14 protein-coding genes are annotated in these 17,946 nt (G+C 70.9%); 9 read left to right on the top strand and 5 right to left on the bottom strand.

The window, feature by feature from the left end; genetic code table 11:
- Positions 1-35: 35 nt before the first annotated feature.
- Positions 36-827: a TipAS antibiotic-recognition domain-containing protein gene (locus tag AB0M01_RS19390; protein WP_363671223.1), complete on the top strand. Its 792-nt coding sequence runs from the start codon at positions 36-38 to the stop codon at positions 825-827.
- On the opposite strand, the gene AB0M01_RS19385 is transcribed toward AB0M01_RS19390, so the two are convergent.
- Together AB0M01_RS19385 and uxaC are read right to left on the bottom strand one after the other, a co-directional pair.
- Positions 824-2,311, bottom strand: coding sequence for a right-handed parallel beta-helix repeat-containing protein (locus AB0M01_RS19385; RefSeq protein WP_363671221.1), 1,488 nt, complete (start codon positions 2,309-2,311; stop codon positions 824-826). The two genes, AB0M01_RS19390 and AB0M01_RS19385, sit on opposite strands and share 4 nt — an antisense overlap.
- A gap of 1,461 nt (positions 2,312-3,772) precedes the next feature.
- The gene (uxaC, locus tag AB0M01_RS19380; protein ID WP_363671219.1) at positions 3,773-5,191 is read right to left on the bottom strand and encodes a glucuronate isomerase; all 1,419 of its coding nucleotides are present in this window, start codon (positions 5,189-5,191) and stop codon (positions 3,773-3,775) included.
- A 317-nt stretch (positions 5,192-5,508) separates the two neighbouring features.
- Between uxaC and AB0M01_RS19375 the strand changes: the two genes are divergently transcribed.
- The 3 genes from AB0M01_RS19375 (at position 5,509) to AB0M01_RS19365 (ending at position 9,212) form a co-directional block, all read left to right on the top strand.
- Positions 5,509-6,492, top strand: a complete 984-nt coding sequence (locus tag AB0M01_RS19375) for a LacI family DNA-binding transcriptional regulator (protein ID WP_363671217.1) — start codon at positions 5,509-5,511, stop codon at positions 6,490-6,492.
- Positions 6,493-6,873: 381 nt separating this feature from the next.
- Positions 6,874-7,803 (top strand): sugar kinase, encoded by a 930-nt coding sequence (locus AB0M01_RS19370; protein WP_363671215.1) that lies wholly within the window; start codon positions 6,874-6,876, stop codon positions 7,801-7,803.
- Positions 7,800-9,212, top strand: coding sequence for a mannitol dehydrogenase family protein (locus tag AB0M01_RS19365; protein ID WP_363671213.1), 1,413 nt, complete (start codon positions 7,800-7,802; stop codon positions 9,210-9,212). The genes AB0M01_RS19370 and AB0M01_RS19365 overlap by 4 nt, the downstream gene beginning before the upstream one ends.
- On the opposite strand, the gene AB0M01_RS19360 is transcribed toward AB0M01_RS19365, so the two are convergent.
- Together AB0M01_RS19360 and AB0M01_RS19355 are read right to left on the bottom strand one after the other, a co-directional pair.
- Positions 9,202-10,884 (bottom strand): right-handed parallel beta-helix repeat-containing protein, encoded by a 1,683-nt coding sequence (locus AB0M01_RS19360; RefSeq protein WP_363671211.1) that lies wholly within the window; start codon positions 10,882-10,884, stop codon positions 9,202-9,204. The two genes, AB0M01_RS19365 and AB0M01_RS19360, sit on opposite strands and share 11 nt — an antisense overlap.
- Positions 10,885-11,070: 186 nt before the next feature.
- Positions 11,071-12,765: a right-handed parallel beta-helix repeat-containing protein gene (locus AB0M01_RS19355; protein WP_363671209.1), complete on the bottom strand. Its 1,695-nt coding sequence runs from the start codon at positions 12,763-12,765 to the stop codon at positions 11,071-11,073.
- A gap of 130 nt (positions 12,766-12,895) precedes the next feature.
- Between AB0M01_RS19355 and AB0M01_RS19350 the strand changes: the two genes are divergently transcribed.
- The 5 genes from AB0M01_RS19350 (at position 12,896) to AB0M01_RS19330 (ending at position 17,032) form a co-directional block, all read left to right on the top strand.
- Complete coding sequence (locus AB0M01_RS19350; protein ID WP_363671207.1) at positions 12,896-14,077, top strand: glycosyltransferase family 4 protein; 1,182 nt, start codon at positions 12,896-12,898, stop codon at positions 14,075-14,077.
- Between the two features lie 201 nt (positions 14,078-14,278).
- Positions 14,279-14,692 carry an adenylyltransferase/cytidyltransferase family protein gene (locus AB0M01_RS19345; RefSeq protein ID WP_363671205.1) on the top strand — a complete coding sequence of 138 codons (414 nt, stop codon included), beginning with the start codon at positions 14,279-14,281 and terminating at the stop codon, positions 14,690-14,692.
- Positions 14,689-15,426 (top strand): CDP-alcohol phosphatidyltransferase family protein, encoded by a 738-nt coding sequence (locus tag AB0M01_RS19340; protein ID WP_363671203.1) that lies wholly within the window; start codon positions 14,689-14,691, stop codon positions 15,424-15,426. Before AB0M01_RS19345 ends, AB0M01_RS19340 begins: the two co-directional genes overlap by 4 nt.
- On the top strand, positions 15,426-15,842 hold the full coding sequence (locus AB0M01_RS19335; RefSeq protein WP_363671201.1) for an adenylyltransferase/cytidyltransferase family protein: 417 nt from the start codon (positions 15,426-15,428) through the stop codon (positions 15,840-15,842). Before AB0M01_RS19340 ends, AB0M01_RS19335 begins: the two co-directional genes overlap by 1 nt.
- Positions 15,839-17,032, top strand: a complete 1,194-nt coding sequence (locus AB0M01_RS19330) for a glycosyltransferase (protein ID WP_363671199.1) — start codon at positions 15,839-15,841, stop codon at positions 17,030-17,032. Before AB0M01_RS19335 ends, AB0M01_RS19330 begins: the two co-directional genes overlap by 4 nt.
- Before the next feature lie 237 nt (positions 17,033-17,269).
- On the opposite strand, the gene AB0M01_RS19325 is transcribed toward AB0M01_RS19330, so the two are convergent.
- Positions 17,270-17,920, bottom strand: a complete 651-nt coding sequence (locus AB0M01_RS19325; RefSeq protein ID WP_363671197.1) for a hypothetical protein — start codon at positions 17,918-17,920, stop codon at positions 17,270-17,272.
- Positions 17,921-17,946 lie beyond the last annotated feature (26 nt).

Raw genomic sequence — 17,946 nt, 5'->3', positions numbered from 1 at the left:
CGTAGCGAGAAGGTCCAGTCATTACAGTGACCGCTGTGGAGTACTCCGTCAGCCAGGTCGCCGCGATGTCGGGGCTGTCCGCGCGGACGCTGCGGCACTACGACGACATCGGCCTGCTCACCCCGGCGCGGATCGCGGCGAACGGCTACCGCTGGTACGGCCGCCCCGAACTCGTCCGCCTGCAACGGATCCTGCTGCTACGCCGCCTCCGGATGCCGCTGCCGGCGATCAGCGCGACCCTGGCCGACGAGGCCCGTACGGCGGCCGAACTGCGGGCCCATCGCGACCGGGTCGCCGCCGACCGGGCCGAGCTGGACGAGATCCTCGGCGTGATCGACCGTACGGTGACCCGGCTCTCGGCCGACGAGCTCGACCAGAGCGACGAGTTCCTCGCCGACCTGGCCCAGGGACGGCACCGGCTGCAGGAGGATCTGCGCGGACGCTACGGCCGCGAGGTCGACGCCCACTTCGAGACCGCTGCCGCGGTGACGGCCGAGTGGACCAAGGACGACCACGACCAGGCGGCCGCCGAGCACACCGATCTGCTGCGGCGGATGGCGGCGCTGATGCACGACGAGGTGGCGCCGGACACCGACCGCGCCCTTGACCTCGCCGACGAGCACTACCGCGCGATCCGCGCGTTCTGGCCCGCCGACGCCACGGCGTACCGTGAGCTCGGTCGGCTGATCGAGGAGAACGCCGACCAGCGCGCGATGGTCGCGGCGGTCGACCCGGACCTGCCGCGGTGGTTGCGAGCCGCCGTCGAGAGCTATGTGACCCGGCGCCTCCAGGGCATCCCTGGTAGTTCCCCGCCTGCTGCGCCCTAGCTGCTGCGGCTGTCCTTGTCGAAGCCGGCGGCCTGCCACTCCTGCCAGGTCATCGGGGCGCCCTTGTATGCGAAGCGTTCAGCGCCACCGCCGATGCGGTAGGTGTTGCGGCGAAAGACAACGGAGTCCGGCGCGGGGGAGTCCTTGTTCTCGACCACGCCGGTGCTGGCGGTCTTGCCGTCCATCACGACCTGGTTGCCCTCGACGAGTACGTCGCGCAGCACGTAGGTACCTCGCGGTCCCTCACCGCGCGTCCGCGACTGGATCGAGATCCCGTTCCGGTTCGCCCGCACCAGGTTCCCCAGCACCTGCACGTCCGACGACGTGTTCACGTTGATCCCGCCGCCGTCCCACAGGCTCGGCCCCGACCCGCGCCCGGTCCCGAAGCCGTTCTTCTCGACGACGTTGCCCTCGATCACGCCGTTGAAGCTGATCTCGTACCGGATCCCGTCGGCCGCGTTGTCCCGGATCCGGTTCGCGGTGATCCGCCGGTCGTACTCCGCGATGTCGCTCCACATCCCGATCCCGCGGTTGGCGACGATGTCGTTCCCACTCACCTCGCCCGACGAGCGGGTGGCCTTGATCCCACCCGACTCCCAGTCGGCGATCCAGAACCCGTCGGTGTTGTTCCGGGTGATCAGGTTCTCCACGATCCGCCCCTCGGCCGACCGGAACTGCCCGATCCCGAGCTGCCCGTTGTCAGCGACCGTGTTCCGCCGTACGACGGCCCGGTCGCCTTCGATCACCATGATCCCGACGGCGTGGTTACGGCGAACCTCGTTCGCCTCGACCGTCCAGTCCGTGCCGACCTGCACGGCCCCGCCCTGCGGCCGGCTCGCGAAGTGCTCGACGGTCAGCCCCCGCACGGTCACCTTCGGCGCCGACTTCTCGATCGCCGTCTCGGTCCGCGACATCTCGACATCGTGCCCGCCCGGATCCTCGGCGACGTACACAGCGTTGGCCGTGTAGTCCCCGTAGAAGCTCCCCGGCTTCAACGCGGCCCTGCTCATCACCCGCGTCAGCTGCACTCCGTCGACGAACACCTGCTCACCCCGCTGACACGGGTTGGTCCGCTCGTCCTCGCACTTCCCCTTCAGCTTGTACGCCGCCGGCAGCGCTCCACGCACCACCCACTCCCGCCCGTCCCGCTGCCACGTGTTCAACGTAACCGCGCCACTCAGCACCGCCCCCTCGTCACTGGCCAGCGTCGAACCGGCAGTAGGCCTGATAGCCCGCGCAATCCGATGCAGCCCCTTGCTGAAGCAGTACGTCGTACCAGCCGGGTTGGCGTCGATCACCTGCTGCGGGTCCTGCCCCGGCGCGATCTCCACACCGTCGCACGCGCCCGCCGTACGAGGTCCGGTTGCTCCCAGCTCAACAGCCGCCGCAGCAGGCAGCCCTGCCGGGGCAACAGCCTCCGGCTCGCTGTCGCTACACCCGACCAGCAACACCAGCCCCAGAGCGATCCCGACAGCGCGTCTCATCCATCCCCCAACACCCCAGCAGCAAGTCGCCCAACTGTAGTGCCAGCCACGCACCGCTCTCACGGTCCCACCCGCCGTGCCCCGCCCTCACAGCCCCGCCCCCACGGTCCCACCCCCGCCGTGCCGCCCTCACAGCCCCGCCCCGCCGCCTTCGCGGTCCCACGCCACCTCGTCGCCGCGCCCACGCCACCCGGCCGTGCACCTGCCTCAAGGTCCCACCCCGCCTTCCCGGTCCCACGCCACCTCGTCGCCGCGCCCACGCCACCCCGCCGCGCGCCCGCCCCACGGTCCCGCCCGACGCCGCCGAGTCCGCCCCGCAGCACCCCGCGCGGTCCCGCGCCACCCTGCCGCACGCCACCCTGCGCACCCCGCCCCGCCGCACCCCTCGCGGTTCCGCGCCACCCTGCCGCACGCGACCCTGCGCACCCCGCCCCACCCCGCCGACCCAACCCAACCCAATCCTGCGTCGCCAACCCGCCCCCCGGCCCCGCCCCAGTCGCCTCTCCGCACCCGACTTTGAGCACCCACCAGTCACCCGCGGCCGATTCCGCCGACTGGGCGGTGCTCAAAGTCGGTCGCTCGATCCGAGCGACAGGAGGTGTCGGCAGGGGACCGGTTGCGGCAGGCTCGCTCAGCGCGATCAGGTGCGAAGATCGCAGAGACTTCCTGTCGCTCGGTACACCTCCAGCCCAACCACGACCGAGGTGGTTCAGCCGCCGAGCGATCCCCGGGCCGTCAGCTCAAGTACGTCGTCCGCGCCAGGTCCTGCGCCACCTAGAACGCGTCGCCGCCGCCCAGTCGCATCCCCGCCCCACCGCGCCGTCAACCCAACCCCCGCGTCGCACCGCCGACCAAGTCCCCGCGCCGCACCGCCAACCCCCGTACCGCGAACCCAACACCCGCCACGCACCGCCGACCCAATCCCCGCGCCGCGCCGTCAACCCAACGCCCGCCTCGCTCCTCGCCCCCGCACCCGACTTTGAGCACCCGCCAGTCACGCGCGGCTGTTTCTGTTGGCTGGGCGGTGCTCAAGGTCGGGGTTCTCGCACCCGCCCGGTCGCCTCTCCGCACTCGACTTTGAGCACCCGCCAGTCACCCGTGGCCGGTTCTGCTGGCTGGGCGGTGCTCAAGGTCGGGTCTCTCACCCCGTGCGCGCGCGTCTGCTGGCTGGGCGGTGCTCAAGTTGTGGGCTTGAGCCGAGCGGCCCGACGGGGTTGCGCCGAAGATTCGGTGGGAGGTGCGGGTCTTTGGCCGAGCGGCAGGGCGGGGCCGCGTACCGAGGGACAGGAGGTATCAGCGCGGGAGCCGCCGCGGCCGGTTCGCTCAGGTGCGGCGACGGGCGGAGACCGCGAGGACCTCCTGTCGCTCGGTACGCCCTCCGGACTGCCTACCGATCGACATGCCTCACCCACCGAGCAAGCCCAGGGCGAGCGGCCGCGCCGGCTCGAGTCGGCCGGGCGTTCAGCTCAAGTACGTCGTCCGCGCCAAGTTGTAGGCCAGGTCCTGCGCCACCTGGAACGCCTCTTCCTCGTCCAGTCGGTGCTGCACGACCAGGCTGGCCAGATATCCCGCGTCGATCCGCCGGGCCAGGTCGTGCCGAGCAGGGATCGACAGGAACGCGCGGGTGTCGTCCACGAAGCCTGATGTGTTGTAGAAGCCCGCAGTCTCCGTCACCAGCTCGCGGAACCGCCGCATCCCGTCGGGGCTGTCCAGGAACCACCACGGCGCGCCCAGTCGCACGCTCGGGTACACGCCGGCCAGCGGTGCCAGCTCTCGCGAGTACGCCGTCTCGTCGACGGTGAACAGCACCATCCGGAAGCCCCCGACGTGCCCGAACCGCTCCAGCACCGGCCGCAGCGATCGGGTGAACTCGGTCGCCACCGGGATGTCGTGTCCCTGGTCCGGCCCGTACGTCGCGTGGATGCCGGGGTGGTGGTCGCGCAGGACGCCGGGGTGCAGCTGCATGACCAGCCCGTCCTCGGCGGACATCGCGGCCATCTGGAACAGCATGTTGCCCGCGAACGCCGCGGCGTCCTGCGGCGTCGTCCGGCCGTGTAACGCGTCGGCGTAGATCCGCTCGGCCTCGGCGTCGGTCAGGGGAGTGGCGGCCGCGCTGAAGTGCCCGTGGTCGGTCGCGCGGGCGCCGGCCGCGATGAACGTCTGCCGCCGCTGCCGCAGCGCCTCGAGATACCCGGCGTACGACGTGGTGTCGGTCCCCGCGCGCTCGCCGAGCAGTGTGATCAGCTCGGCCCAGCCCGGCCGGTCGACGTGCACAACGGCGTCCGGGCGCAGTGTCGGGACGATCCGTCCGGGCAGATCGGCGGCGATCTTCGCGTGTGGCGCGAGGTCGTCGGTCGCCGCGTCGGTGGTCGAGAGCAGCTCGATGTTGAACGTGTCGAGCAAAGCCCGCGGGCGGAACTCGGGCTGCGCGAGCTTCGCGGCGATCTCGTCGTACAGCTGGTCGGCGGTCTCGGCCGACGGCTGCACGGTCAGGCCGAGCACCTCGGCGAACTCGTGCTCCAGCCAGTAGCGGCTCGGCGTACCGGCGAAGAGGTGCCAGTGCGCGCAGAACTCGCGCCAGATCTCGCGCGGCTCGGCCGTCACCGTCCCGTCGCGGCGGGGGAGGCCGAGGCGGTCGGGGGAGACGCCCTGGGAGATCAGCATCCGGGTCACGTAGTGGTCCGGTACGACGAGCAGCTCGGCCGGGTCGCCGAACGGCTCGTCGGCGGCGAACAGGGTCGCGTCGACGTGCCCGTGCAGGCAGAGCAGCGGCAGGTCCTTGGTGGAGGCGTGGATCCGGCGGGCGAGCTCGCGGGCCTCACCGGCCGGCAACGCGCGGTCCGGATGGGGCTGCAGGGCCTTCGGCATGTCGTCCTCCATCGGTGGAACTGCAAGAGTGCTGCAAAGGATTGCAGTAGCCTCAGGTAAGCACAAGAGCCGGTGCTGTTGACAGGGTGTTGCAATCGCTTGCAGACTCGGCGGGGCCTGATGGTTGCGGGCCGGACTGCCGGGTGGCGTGGGCGACCCGCGCGGGACGGCAATGGGCGACCTCGACGGCAAGGGGCGACCTCGCAGGACGGCGTGGCGACCTGCGCAGGATGGCGTGGGCGTGACCCGCGCAGGACGGCAATGGGCGACCTCGCAGGATGGCGTGGGCGACCCCACGCAGGACGCGATGCGATTTCGGGAGGTGGACGGTGGCGGCGACCCTTCGCGACGTCGCGCGGCTGGCTGGGGTGTCGACCTCGACCGTCTCCCGTGCGCTGTCACTGCCCGACCTGGTCAACCCGGCGACCCGTGCCCGCGTACGCACGGCCGCGGACACCCTCGGCTACGAACCGAACCGGGCGGCGCGCGGCCTGATCACCGGCCGTACCGGCAACATCGGTCTGGTCCTCCCCGACCTCGCGAACCCGTTCTTCCCCAGCGTGGTGAAGGGCGTCCAGGCCCGCGCCCGCGCCGCCGACGTCGCGGTCTTCGTCGCCGACACCGATGAAGACGTCGCCGCCGAGATGGACCTAGTCCGGGCGCTCGCCCAGCAAGTCGACGGTCTCATCCTCTGCTCTCCCCGCGCGGACGCGGCGTACCTGAAAGCGATCGCGGCCGACACCACCGTCGTACTGGTCAACCGCCTCGTCGACGACCTCCCCGCCGTCGTCTTCGACCACGAGGACGGCATGCGCCAAGCAGTAGCCCACCTGGCGGCTCTGGGCCACCAACGCATCGCCTGGGTAGGCGGCCCCGCCGCCTCGTGGTCCAGCGACCAGCGGGGCCAGGGCCTCACCCAAGCCAGCGCCGCCCACGGCGTCGACCTGATCGACGTAGGCCACTTCCCCCCGCACTACGACGGCGGCATGGCCGCCGCCGACCAGGTCGTCGCCACTGGCGCCACAGCGGTCATCGCCTACAACGACCTGGTCGCCATCGGTCTGCTAGCCCGCCTGCACGCCCGCTCGATCCCTGTCCCGAAGGCGATCAGCGTGGTGGGCATCGACGACATCGCCATGTCCGCGATGTCCCACCCCGCGCTCACCACCATCCGCCTCCCCAAACAACAGGCTGGCCGCCTGGCAGTGGACCTCCTCCTCACCCTCCTGGAGAACCCGGCAACCACCCCGGCCCCCACGATCCTCCCCGGCGACCTCCTGGTCCGAGCCTCCACCACCGAACCACTGAGATGAGCGCGAACAAGGGCACCCACCGAGCCTCCTGGCTGGGGGTAGAAGAAGGCACCCACCCCCACCGCCTTCCGGCCGGTGCGGCGTCAGCCCCCGCTTGCTTCTCGGCCGCATGCGTACCGACCTCGGCCCGCGCGGGAGGAGGCGCAGTGCGCGCCTGCGCAGGAGTGACTCGGTGCACAGGTGGGGCGTGGCCCCCACCCCACCGGCCCACCCGGCCGAGCGTGGACGGCGGCACCCGCCCAACCACCCGGCTGAAGGTGAAAGCAGGCACCCACCCCCACCGCCTTCCGGCCGGTGCGGCCTCAGCCCCCGCTTGCTTCTCGGCCGCATGTCCGCCGACCTCAGCCCGTGCTCCCCGCCCTGGAGGTACTTCTGATGGTGATGCCTGATGTGTTGGTCCTCGGGGAGATCCTGGTCGAGCTCAGCTCGACCGACCCACTCGATGCAGGCACGCAGCTGACGCTGAACTTCTCCGGCGACGCCCTGAACGCAGCAGCGGCTTCCGCGGCGGCGGGCGCTCGAACGGCTCTCCTAGCTCGCGTACCGAACGACGAGCTGGGAGACCGCCTGCTCGACAGGGTGGTTGCCCTCGGCATCGACACCTCCCTCGTACGCCGCGTCGAAGGCCAGCACGGCATCTACCTCCAGCACGCCGACCCCTCAGGCGCCCGCGAGTTCACCTACGTACGCCGGGGCAGCGCCGGCTCCGGCCTCGGCCCCGGCGACGTCCCGCTCGATCTAGTCGCGGAGGTCGGCGCAGTCCTCGCGAGCGGGATCGCCTGCGCGATCTCGCCGCTCTCCGCGAAAGCTGTCCGCGTCGCCGCCCAGCACAGCAAGTGCTTCGTCTACGACCCGAACTGGCGCCCCCGCCTCGTCTCCGCCGCCGGCGCGGCCGATCACCTGCGCGCCGTCGCGCCGTACACACGTCTGATCACCCCCGGCTGGCCCACCGAAGCTCAACTCGTCGCCGACACCGACGACCCGGCAACAGCCTGTACGACGCTCCGCAGCCTCGGCATCGAAGCCGTGGCGCTGACCCGCGGCGAGGACGGCATCCTGCTCGACGACGCCGGCCGCCTGACCGAGATCCCCGTCGTCCCCGCCCCGACCGTCGTCGACCAGACCGGCGCCGGCGACTCCTTCGCCGGGACGGTCACCGCCCGCCTCGCGCTCGGCGACGACCTCCTCACTGCCGTCCGCCTCGGCGTCGCCGCCGCGTCCCTCTCGGTCAGCGGCCTCGGCGGCACCGGCCACGTCCCCAGCCTCACCCAAACCCGAGCCCACGCCGCCACCACGGAGGTCTCCGCATGACGCACCCCACGAACCCCTCGACCCCCGCGGCTCGTCTCAGCCTCACGAACCTCCCCACCAAGCCCGCGGTCGACCCCGCCGAGCTCACCGTCGGGATCGTCCACCTCGGCCTCGGCGCCTTCCACCGCGCCCATCAAGCCGTCTTCACCGAGCGCGCCGCCCAGCTCTCCGGCGAGACCCGCTGGGGCATCTCCGGCATCAGCCAGCGCTCCACAACCGTTCGCGACCAGCTGGCCCCCCAGGACGGCCTGTACTCCGTCCTCACCCGCGGCACCGGCGAAACCTCGATCGAGGTCATCGCCAGCATCCGCGAGGTCCTCACCGCCCCCGAAGACCCAGACGCCGTCGTCACCCGCATCGCTGACGACAAGACCGCGGTCGTCACCCTCACCGTCACCGAGAAGGGCTACCGCGCCACCTCCACCGGCGCCCTCGACCTCACCGACCCCGAGATCCAGGCCGACCTCACCGGCCGTCCGCCGCGCACGGTCGTCGGCCAGCTGGCGGCAGGTCTGGCGAGACGCGGAGGCGACCCGCTCACGATCCTCTCCTGCGACAACCTCGTTGCCAACGGCCCCTTTCTCCAGCGCCTCGTCCACGAGTACGCCGACGCCGCCGGCCTGAAGGGCGACCAGTTCGACGCCGCCCGGTTCCCCGCGAGCATGGTCGACCGGATCGTCCCCGCGACCACCGACGCCGACCGCGCCGAGGCCGCGCGCCTGCTCGGCGTACAGGACGAGGCCGTCGTCGTCGCCGAGCCCTTCCTCCAGTGGGTCATCGAGGACCACTTCGCCGGCGCCCGCCCGGCGTGGGAGACCGCCGGCGCCGTCCTGACCGCCGACGTCGCCCCTTGGGAGCAGGCGAAGCTGCGGATGCTCAACGCGACCCACTCGATGCTCGCCTACCTCGGCGCGCTGCGCGGTTACGACACGATCGCCGAGGCGGTCCGCGACGAGGAGCTCGCCGCCGCGGCCCGCGCGCTGATCAGCACCGACGTCATCCCCACGCTCACCCCGCCGGACGGGCTCGACCTCCCGGCGTACGGCGAGTCGGTGCTCGAGCGCTTCGCCAATCCCGCGCTGAAGCACAAGACCACGCAGGTCGCGATGGACGGCTCGGTCAAGCTCCCGGTCCGCCTGCTCGGCACCATCCAGGACCGCCTCCGCGCCGGCGCCGAACCGGACTCGGCGGCTCGCGCGGTGGCAGCCTGGATGGTGTACGTCGCCCGCTCCGAAACGGTGGACGACCCCCAGGCCGATCGCCTGAAGGCCGCCACCGCGAACGCTTCCTCTCCGGCAGCACTGGTCGATGCCCTGCTCGGAGTCGACTCGGTCTTCCCGAAGGAGCTTCAGGACGACCCGGCCCTGCGCCGCCTGCTGACGACGCACGTCACCCAGCTCAGCGAATGACCCGTTTCCCGAGCAAGAAGTTGCTCCCGGCATCAATACCGGCCTGCTGCCACTCCTTGGCCGTGAACCACTGACCGAACTTCTGGAACCGGTCGGCCGACAGGCTGTCCAGCAGGTACTTGTTGCCCTTCAGCGTCACCTCGCCGGCCGGTACGGCGGCGCCGGCGTTCTGCACCATGCCGGTCGCCGTCGTCCCGCCCTTCATCGTGACCTGGTTGCCGGTGACGACGATGTCGCGGAGCACGTTCTTGCCCCAGGGCCCGTTGCCGCGGGTCCGGGACTGGATCGAGATCCCGTTCACGTTGCCGGCCACCACGTTGTCGCGGACCTGGACGTTCGACGAGGTGTTCACGTTGATCCCGCCGCCGTCCCACAGGGACCGGCCGGAGCCGCGGCCGGTGCCGAGCCCGTTGCCGGTGATGGTGTTCTTCTCGATGACGCCGTTGCGGCCGATCTCGTACCGGATCCCGTCGGCGGCGTTGTCGACGATCTCGTTGCTGGCGAAGGTGCGGCCGTCGTCGTACGCGTCGCTCCACAGCCCGACGCCCTTGTTGGCCTTGATCAGGTTGCCGCTGACCGCGCCGCCCTTGGACCAGGTGGTCTTGATCCCGCCGGACTCCCAGTCGGCGATCCAGAAGCCGTCGGTGTTGTTCTGGCGGATCTCGTTGGCCGCGATGGTGCCGTTGGTGGTGCTGTACTGCCCGACGCCGAGCTGCCCGTTGGAGCGGATCAGGTTCTTCTCCAGCCGGGCGCCGTCGGCGTTGACCAGCATCGCGCCGACTGCGTGGTTCCAGCGGATGTCGTTGGCGAACACGTTCCAGCCCGGGCCGAGCACGACCGCGCCGGCCTGCGGGGCGGAGGCGAAGTGCTCGACGGTCAGGCCGCGCACGGTCACATTGGCCTGGCCGCCGCCGATCGCGGTCGCGGTCCGGGACATCTCGACCGACTTCCCGGCCGGGTTGTCGCCGATCCAGACCGCGTTCCCGGCGTAGTCGCCGTAGAAGGTGCCCGGGACGACCTTGTCGCGGGTGGCGACCCGCTTCAGGTGCTTGCCGTTGAGGAAGAGCTGCTCGCGCAGGTGGCAGATGTTGGCGACGTTGTCCTCGCACTGCCCGATCCGGGCGTACGCCGCCGGCAGCACGCCCTTGACCGTCCAGTCGCCGCCGTTGGCGGTCCAGCCGGTCAGCGGGACGGAGCCGGTCAGGACGGCGCCCGCGTCGCTGCCGAGGGTCTGCTTCGCCTTCGGGCGGAGCATCCGGTCGATCCGGTGCAGCCCGGCCGCGAAGCAGACGGTGCTGCCGGCCGGCGCCTTGTCGACGATGTCGGCTGCGTTGTCGCCGGGCTTCACCAGTACGCCGTCGCAGGCGGGCGCCTGGGACGGCCCGGTCAGGAACTCGCCGCTCTGACTTGGCGGCTGGTACGGCCGCCGGTCGTGCACGGTGATCGTCGGCAGGGTGATGGACGGAAGCGTGATCTCCGGGCGCCTGATCTCGGGCCGGTGGATCTCCGGCTGCTGGATCTGCGGCCGCTGGACTTCCGGCCGCTCGGTCGTGGGCCGCCGGCTGCCGGGCCCGGCCGGCCCTTCGTCCAGGACCACCCCGGACGCCGGTCCGGAGACGCTCGCGGTCAGAACGACCGCGCTGACACTGATGATGCTCAAAGTCTTCTTCACGCGAAAACCTTTCGGGGCTCAGCACCCCCCGTGGTGCCGCCTTCGCCTGAAGACTACTACTTCTCGTAGCCGTTCCACCACGAAAAGTTTGTTGCTCACCGCAAATGAGCTGTTGCCCCGGGCGCACATCCCGTTGTCCGCAGCAAATGATTGCAAGGTGTGAAAATCCTTGCGCTGGGTAACCGGTCAGCTGGTGGCGAAGGTCCCCGCGGTGTCGTGCCCGGCCGCCGGCCAGCCCTCGGCGGTCAGCTTGGTGCCGAACCGGGCGAACCGCTGCGCCGCCAGGCGGTCCAGCTGGTACCGGTTCCCGCTGAACACCAGCTGCCCGGCCGGTACCTCGGCGCCGGAGTTCTGCACCATGCCGGTGGCCTGCGTGCCGCCGGTCATCTGCACGGTGTTCCCGGTGACCTTGACGTTGCGCAGCAGGTACTTGCCCCACGGGCCGTCGCCGCGGGTCCGGGACTGGATCGCGATCCCGTTCACGTTGCCGCTGACCACGTTGTTGCGGACCGTCACGTTCGACGAGGTGTTCACGTTGATCCCGCCGCCGTCCCACAGCGAGGTACCGGAGCCGCGCCCGGTGCCGAAGCCGTTGCCGGTGATGGTGTTGTTCTCGATCGTGCCGTTGCGGCTGATCTCGAACCGGATCCCGTCGGCGGCGTTGGAGGCGATCTTGTTCCCGCTGATCACCCGGCCGTCGTCGGCGACGTCGGCCCACAGCCCGACACCCTTGTTGGCCTGGATCAGGTTGCCGCTGACCGTGCCGGACGAGCGGGTCGACTTCATCCCGCCGGACTCCCAGTCGGCGATCCAGAAGCCGTCGGTGTTGTTCTGGCTGATCACGTTCGAGGTGACGTTGGCCTGCAGCGAGTTGTACTGACCGACGCCGAGCTGGCCGTTGTGGTGCACCAGGTTGCGCTCGATCCGGGCGCCGTTGGCCTTGACCAGCATCAGCCCGACGGACTTGTTCCAGCGCACCTCGTTGGCCTTCACGGTCCAGCCGGGACCGGAGACCAGCGCGCCCGCCTGGGCCGCGCTGGCGAAGTGCTCGATGGTCAGCCCGCGCACGGTGACGCCGGTCTGGTTGGACTCGATCGCGGTCGAGGTCTTGGCCATCTCGACGGCCTTGCCGGCCGGGTTGCTGCCGACGTAGACCGCGTTGGCGGCGTAGTCGGCGTAGAACGTGCCGGCCTTCACCGCGCCGAGCGAGGCGACGCGGGTCAGGTGCGCGCCGTCGAGGTAGAGCTGCTCACGCAGGCTGCAGATGTTCGCGGAGTTGTCCTCGCACTGCCCGGCCTTGCCGTACGCCGCCGGCAGCGCGCCGCGGGTCACCCAGGCGGCACCCGAGCGGGCCCAGCTGGTCAGCGGCACGGAGCCGGTGAGCACCGCGCGCTCGTCGCTGGCGATGGTCTGGTTCGCCTTGGGCCGGATCGTCTGGCCGATCCGGTGCAGCCCCGCGGTGAAGCAGAACGTCGTACCGGCCGGCTTGGAGTTGACGACCGCCTGCGCGTTCTGGCCCGGCTTGATCGCGACGCCGCTGCAGGACCCGGCGTACGCCGGTCCCGCGCTGTCCTTGCCCGGGACGACGACCGGCTTGCTGGTCACCGTCGGCTCCGGCGTGCCCGGCTTCCCGGTCGGGTCCGAAGGCGTCGTCGGCTTCTTCGGCGGTACGACGGTCGCCGGCTTGCTGGTCACCGTCCCCGGCGGCTGCGTCGCCGCGGGCTTCGTCGCCTTGGTCGTCGGCCGCGCCGACGGGAGGATCCCGGCGCCGTTACCGGCCTCCTGCTCGCCAGCGCGTAACTTCCCGGCGGTGGCGGCGTTCTTCTGGTGAGAGACCACGGGGTAGGCGATGGTTGCTGCTGCCAGGGCGGTGGCGATCACTGCAACAGCCAGCAGTCGCTTGGACGGCGTCCTTCTCAAAGCATCCTCCGGGTTAGGGCGCGCGGTGATACGTCCCCAGATGCGGCCTCACGAACCAGTTGTCACCACCGGAAACCTCTAAGGTGGTGCCATGCGGGTCGCCATGTTGCACAACCGTTATCGTTCGGGTCAACCCAGTGGCGAGAACACCGTCGTCGATCAAACGACTGATTTTTTACGGCGGTCAGGACATGACGTCGACGTCTACGCGCAGCACAGCGACACCATCGCGCAAATGCCCGGAAAAGATCGCGCGCTGTTACCGCTCCGCTCCGTATGGTCATTCTCGTCCGCGCGCGATTTAACATTCCGATTGCGGGAATCCCGTCCGGACATCGTGCATGTGCACAACACGTTCCCGCTCTGGAGCCCGTCGGTGCTCCGGGCCGCGCACCAGCTCGGCCTCCCGGTGGTCGCGACACTGCACAACTTCCGGCTGATGTGCGCGAACGGCGTGCTGCAGCGCGACGGCCGCCCGTGCGAGTCGTGCGTCGGCAAGATCCCGTGGCGCGGCGCGGTCCACGGCTGCTACCGCGAGTCCACGGTGCAGAGCCTCCCGCTGGTCGCCGGGATCACCGTGCACCAGAAGCTGCACACCTGGCAGAAGTACGTGACCACGCTGATCGCGCCCTCGGAGTTCCTCAAGACCCGGTACGTCGCCGCCGGCTTCGCCGCCGAGCAGATCGTGGTGAAACCGCACGCGGTCCCGTTCTCCGGGCAGGTCCGCGAGGGCGCGGGCGAGGCCGTGGTGTTCCTCGGCCGGCTCACCGAGGAGAAGGGGTTCGCCGACCTCCTCGAGGCCTGGGACGCGTCGCTCGGTCAGCTCGTCGTGGTCGGCGACGGCCCGCTGCGCGCCGCGGCCGAGGCCCGGGCCGCCGCCGACCCGTCCGTGCGGGTGCTGGGCGAGCTGCCGTGGGCCGAGAGCATGGAGATCGTCCGGACGGCGCGCGCGGTCGTCGTACCGGCCCGCTCGTACGAGACGTTCGGGCTGGTCGTCGTGGAGGCCTTCGCGCACGGCGTACCGGTGGTGGCCTCGCGGAGCGGGGCGCTCGCGGAGCTGGTCGAGGACGGTGAGACCGGTGCGCTGGCCGACCCCGGGAGTCCGGACGCGCTGCGGAAGGCCCTGCGGTTGGTCACTGATCCGCACACTTCGATAACCTGCGGCGAGCGAGCCCGCCGGGTCTATGTGGAGCGCTTCAGTCCGGAGCGCGACCTGGCAGCCACGGAGAGGATCTACGCCGATGCGATCGCGCGGCACGCGGCCGGCCGATGACCGGGGCCCCGGCCTGCGGAATCCCTGCCCGGGCAGCGATCGGCACGCGCCGGATTTCCTAGGTCACCCGCGATCACGCGGTGTAAAGTGCGCGGAGGCGAGGGGGGTCTCGTCGACCGCTGGTGGGGACCGGTTGCCGGGGCGTTCGCCAGAAGTTCAGACCGCAGGGGACGGGTCCGCGGGGACCCAGTGGGGGAGCGCATGCAACGCGTCGGGTATCTGACCGGGGTCTTCGACCTGTTCCACGTCGGGCATCTCGACGTGCTCGAGCAGGCCCGGCAGGGCTGCGACCGGCTCGTGGTCGGCGTGCTGACCGACGAGTGGGCGCTGGAGGCCTGGGAGGCCCGGCCGTTCGTCCCGCTGGTCGAGCGGGCGCAGATCCTGGAGCAGCTGCGCTGCGTCGACGAGGTCGTCGTGGTGACCGACGCCGGCTGGCTGGCCGGCGTACCGGGGACCGTCTTCGCTGCCGACGGCACCGACGGAGTGCTGGCCGCCGACGAGCTCGACGGGGTTTCTGCCGAGCTGATCAGCGAGCTGCCGAGCCGTCGTGAGTCCAGCAGCCAGATCCTGCGCGCCGCGATCGACCAGCGGCAGTCACGCAGCTCCGTCGCATGAGCCGGTACGGCGACGCCGTCGCGCGGCTGGCCCAGGCCCAGAAGCCGTCGGCCGGGACTCCGGTCTACTCCCGGTTCGTGAACCGCAAGCTCGGGCGGTACCTCGCGGCGGGCGCTTTCGTGCTCGGCCGGACGCCGAACCAGGTCAGCCTGACCAGCGGCTTCTGCTCGCTGGTCGGCATCGTGCTGATCGCGACTGTTACGCCGAGCCTGCCGCTCGCGCTGCTGGTCACCGCCCTGCTGGTGCTGGGCTACGCGCTCGACTCGGCCGACGGTCAGCTGGCCCGGCTGCGCGGTGGGGGATCGCCGCTCGGCGAGTGGCTGGACCACATGATCGACTGCGTGAAGATCGCGCTGCTGCACTCCGCCGTACTGGTCTCGCTCTACCGATTCGATGCCTTCAGCAACGAACTGGTACTGCTGGTCCCGCTGGCCTACCTGTGCGTGTCCGCGGTGATGTTCTTCGGGCTGATCCTGATCGACCAGCTGCGCCGCCGGCACGGCGCCTCGACCGCCAACGCTCGCGGCGACTCGGTGCTGAAGTCGCTGGTGATCGCGCCGACCGACTACGGCATCCTCTGCCTGGTCTTCCTGACCTTCGGCTGGCCCACGCTCTTCACCGCCCTGTACGGGTTGATGCTGCTGGCCAACCTGCTGTTCCTGCTCGCCGCGATCGCCAAGTGGTACCAGGAGATGGCGGCGCTGGCGCCGTCGGCGACGGGGGTCCGGGGCTGATGGGTGTCGTCGGGTACGCGCCGGGTGTCTACGACATGTTCCACATCGGGCACCTGAACATCCTGCGGCGGGCCAGCGAGCACTGCGACTACCTGATCGCCGGCGTCGTCGAGGACGACGTCGTCGCCCGGATCAAGGGCCGGCCGCCCGTCGTACCGCACGACGAGCGGATGGAGGTCGTGCGGGCGATCGGCATCGTCGACGAGGTGGTCAGCGACTGGTCGAGCGACAAGTTCGAGATGTGGAAGCAGCTCCGGTACGACGTGCTGTTCAAGGGCGACGACTGGAAGGGCACCGAGAAGGGAACCCGGCTGGAGAAGCTGCTCGGCGAGGTCGGGGCCGGCGTGCACTACTTCCCCTACACGGCGTCCACGTCGAGCACGGACCTGCGGCGGTTGCTGGAGGGGACACTGTGAACGGGAGCCGCCGGAAGATCCTGGTCAGCGCGTACGCCTGCCGGCCGAAAGGCGGCTCCGAGCCGGGCGCCGGCTGGGCCTGGGCGAAGGCGGCCGCGCGCGACCACGACGTCTGGCTGCTGACCCGCGGCAAGTTCGCGCACGAGATCACCGAAGAGCTCGCGGTCCGGCCTGTGCCGGGGCTGACCGTCGTACCGCTGGAGCTGTCGAAGTTCCTGCTCAAGCTGCGCCGCCGGCACGCCGACGTCTACTGGTACTACCCGCTGTGGCAGCGCAAGGCCGGCCGGGTCGCGGAGCGGCTGCACCGCGAGCTGACCTTCGACGTGATCCACCACCTGACCTTCGCCGTCGACTGGATGCCCGCGGGCGTCGTCCGGCGCTCGTCGGCGAAGGTGATCTGGGGCCCGGTCGGCGGCTCGACCGCCGTTCCGCTGTCGATGGCGCACTGGCTGGGGTCGAGCGGTCTCGTGGGGGAGCTGGTACGCCGTGCGTACACCGGCGTCGCCCGCCGGCTGGTCGGCCGCCGGCTCGCGCAGAAGGCCGACCTGGTGGTTGCCCAGAACAAGGATGTCGCCGAGGTCTTCGCCCCGTACGCGCGCGAGATCGCCGTCCAGCCGAACGTCGCGATCCGCCGCTTCGCTAGCGCTGCCGGCCCGTACGAGCCGTTCGGCGGCCCCGGCGTGAAGACCGCGCTGTTCGTCGGCCGCCTGATCCCGTGGAAGGGCCTGCTGATCGCGATCAGCGCCCTGGCCCGCCCGGAAGCCGCGAACTGGGAGCTCCGCGTGATCGGCGACGGCCCCGACTGGCGCCGCGCCGAGCGCCTCGCCGAGGACCTCGGCGTCCGCGACCGCGTCGAGTTCACCGGCCAACTACCCCGCGAGGACGTCCTCGCCGCCCTGCTCCGCGCCGACGCCCTGCTCGCCCCCGCGCTGCGTGAAGCCGCGGGCTGGGCAGTCACCGAGGCACTGGCCAGCGGCTGCCCGGTGGTCTGCGTCGACCGCGGCGGCCCGTCGGTCATCGTCGGGCCGGCTGAAGGTGTGACGGTCGACTGGCACGGCGACGTCGTCGGCGAGCTCGCCAAGGGCCTGGCGTCGCTGATAGGCCGAATCACCCCGGTCGACCGCTGGGGCCCAGACCGACTCCCGGCGCTGCTGAGTACTTGGTACGCGAACGCCCGGGTGCCGAGTTAGAGGTACTCCGGCTCCGCCCGCACGCCGAGGTCCGCGGCAGCGGCCAGCCGGCCGCTGATCCGCTGATCCGCTGATCCGCTGATCCGCTGATCCGCCGATCCGCCGATCCGCCGATCGCCGACCCGCCGACCCGCCGACCCGCCGACCCGCCAGAGTCCCCAACCCCTGGGCCCACCCGTTGAACTTCCCGGCCGGTGGGGCCTCAGCCACAGGCAACTGTGTCGGCCGCATCGCAGACTAGAGGTACTCCGGCTCCCCGACCACGCTCAGGTCCACGGCAGCTGCCAGTCGGCGTGCCAGGTCCACATCACCCGACCGCGTCTCGACGTACACGCGGTACCCGGTCGACCCAGGATCGAGTTCCCACAGCGTCGAGGCGTTGAACGCAACAGCGACCCCCGCGTGCTTGCTCTCGCCCGAGTCGGCTGCCCCCGCGGGCCAGCGACAGTCATCCCAGTGCACCAACGTCCGCGCCGGCTCCGGCGGAATCAGATCCCAGCTGAACTCCGCCGCCGGCAGATCCCCGACGTACACCCGCACCGGCACCGGCGCCTCGTCCGCCAGCTTGTCCAACGCCGCCGTATCAGTCGGCTCGACCCAGAGATGCACACCCTCCGGCCCGACCACCCCGCTCCGCGGCCGCCCATCGGCGACCAACAACCACTCGACCTCGACAGCAAGCGCCGCCGGCAGCAGGAACTCCATCGTCGTCCACCCGACGGTTGCCGCCGACAACCACCAGTCGAGCGCGTGGCTGGTCGTCTCGCACTCGAGCTCGACCAGCACCCGCTCCGGCGTCGCGTTCAACCGCAGCAACCGCTCGACGGCCTCAACAGCCCCGGCGCGGTCCACGCCGTACGACACCAGGTGATAAGCAGAGTCGCTCACGCCCCGAACTCTACCGACGCCCAGCG

It is taken from the genome of Kribbella sp. NPDC051770, from assembly GCF_040681455.1.
Classification (GTDB): Bacteria; Actinomycetota; Actinomycetes; order Propionibacteriales; family Kribbellaceae; genus Kribbella.
The sequence above is the reverse complement of the archived record's forward strand: the minus strand, read 5'-3'. Positions and strand labels throughout refer to the sequence as shown.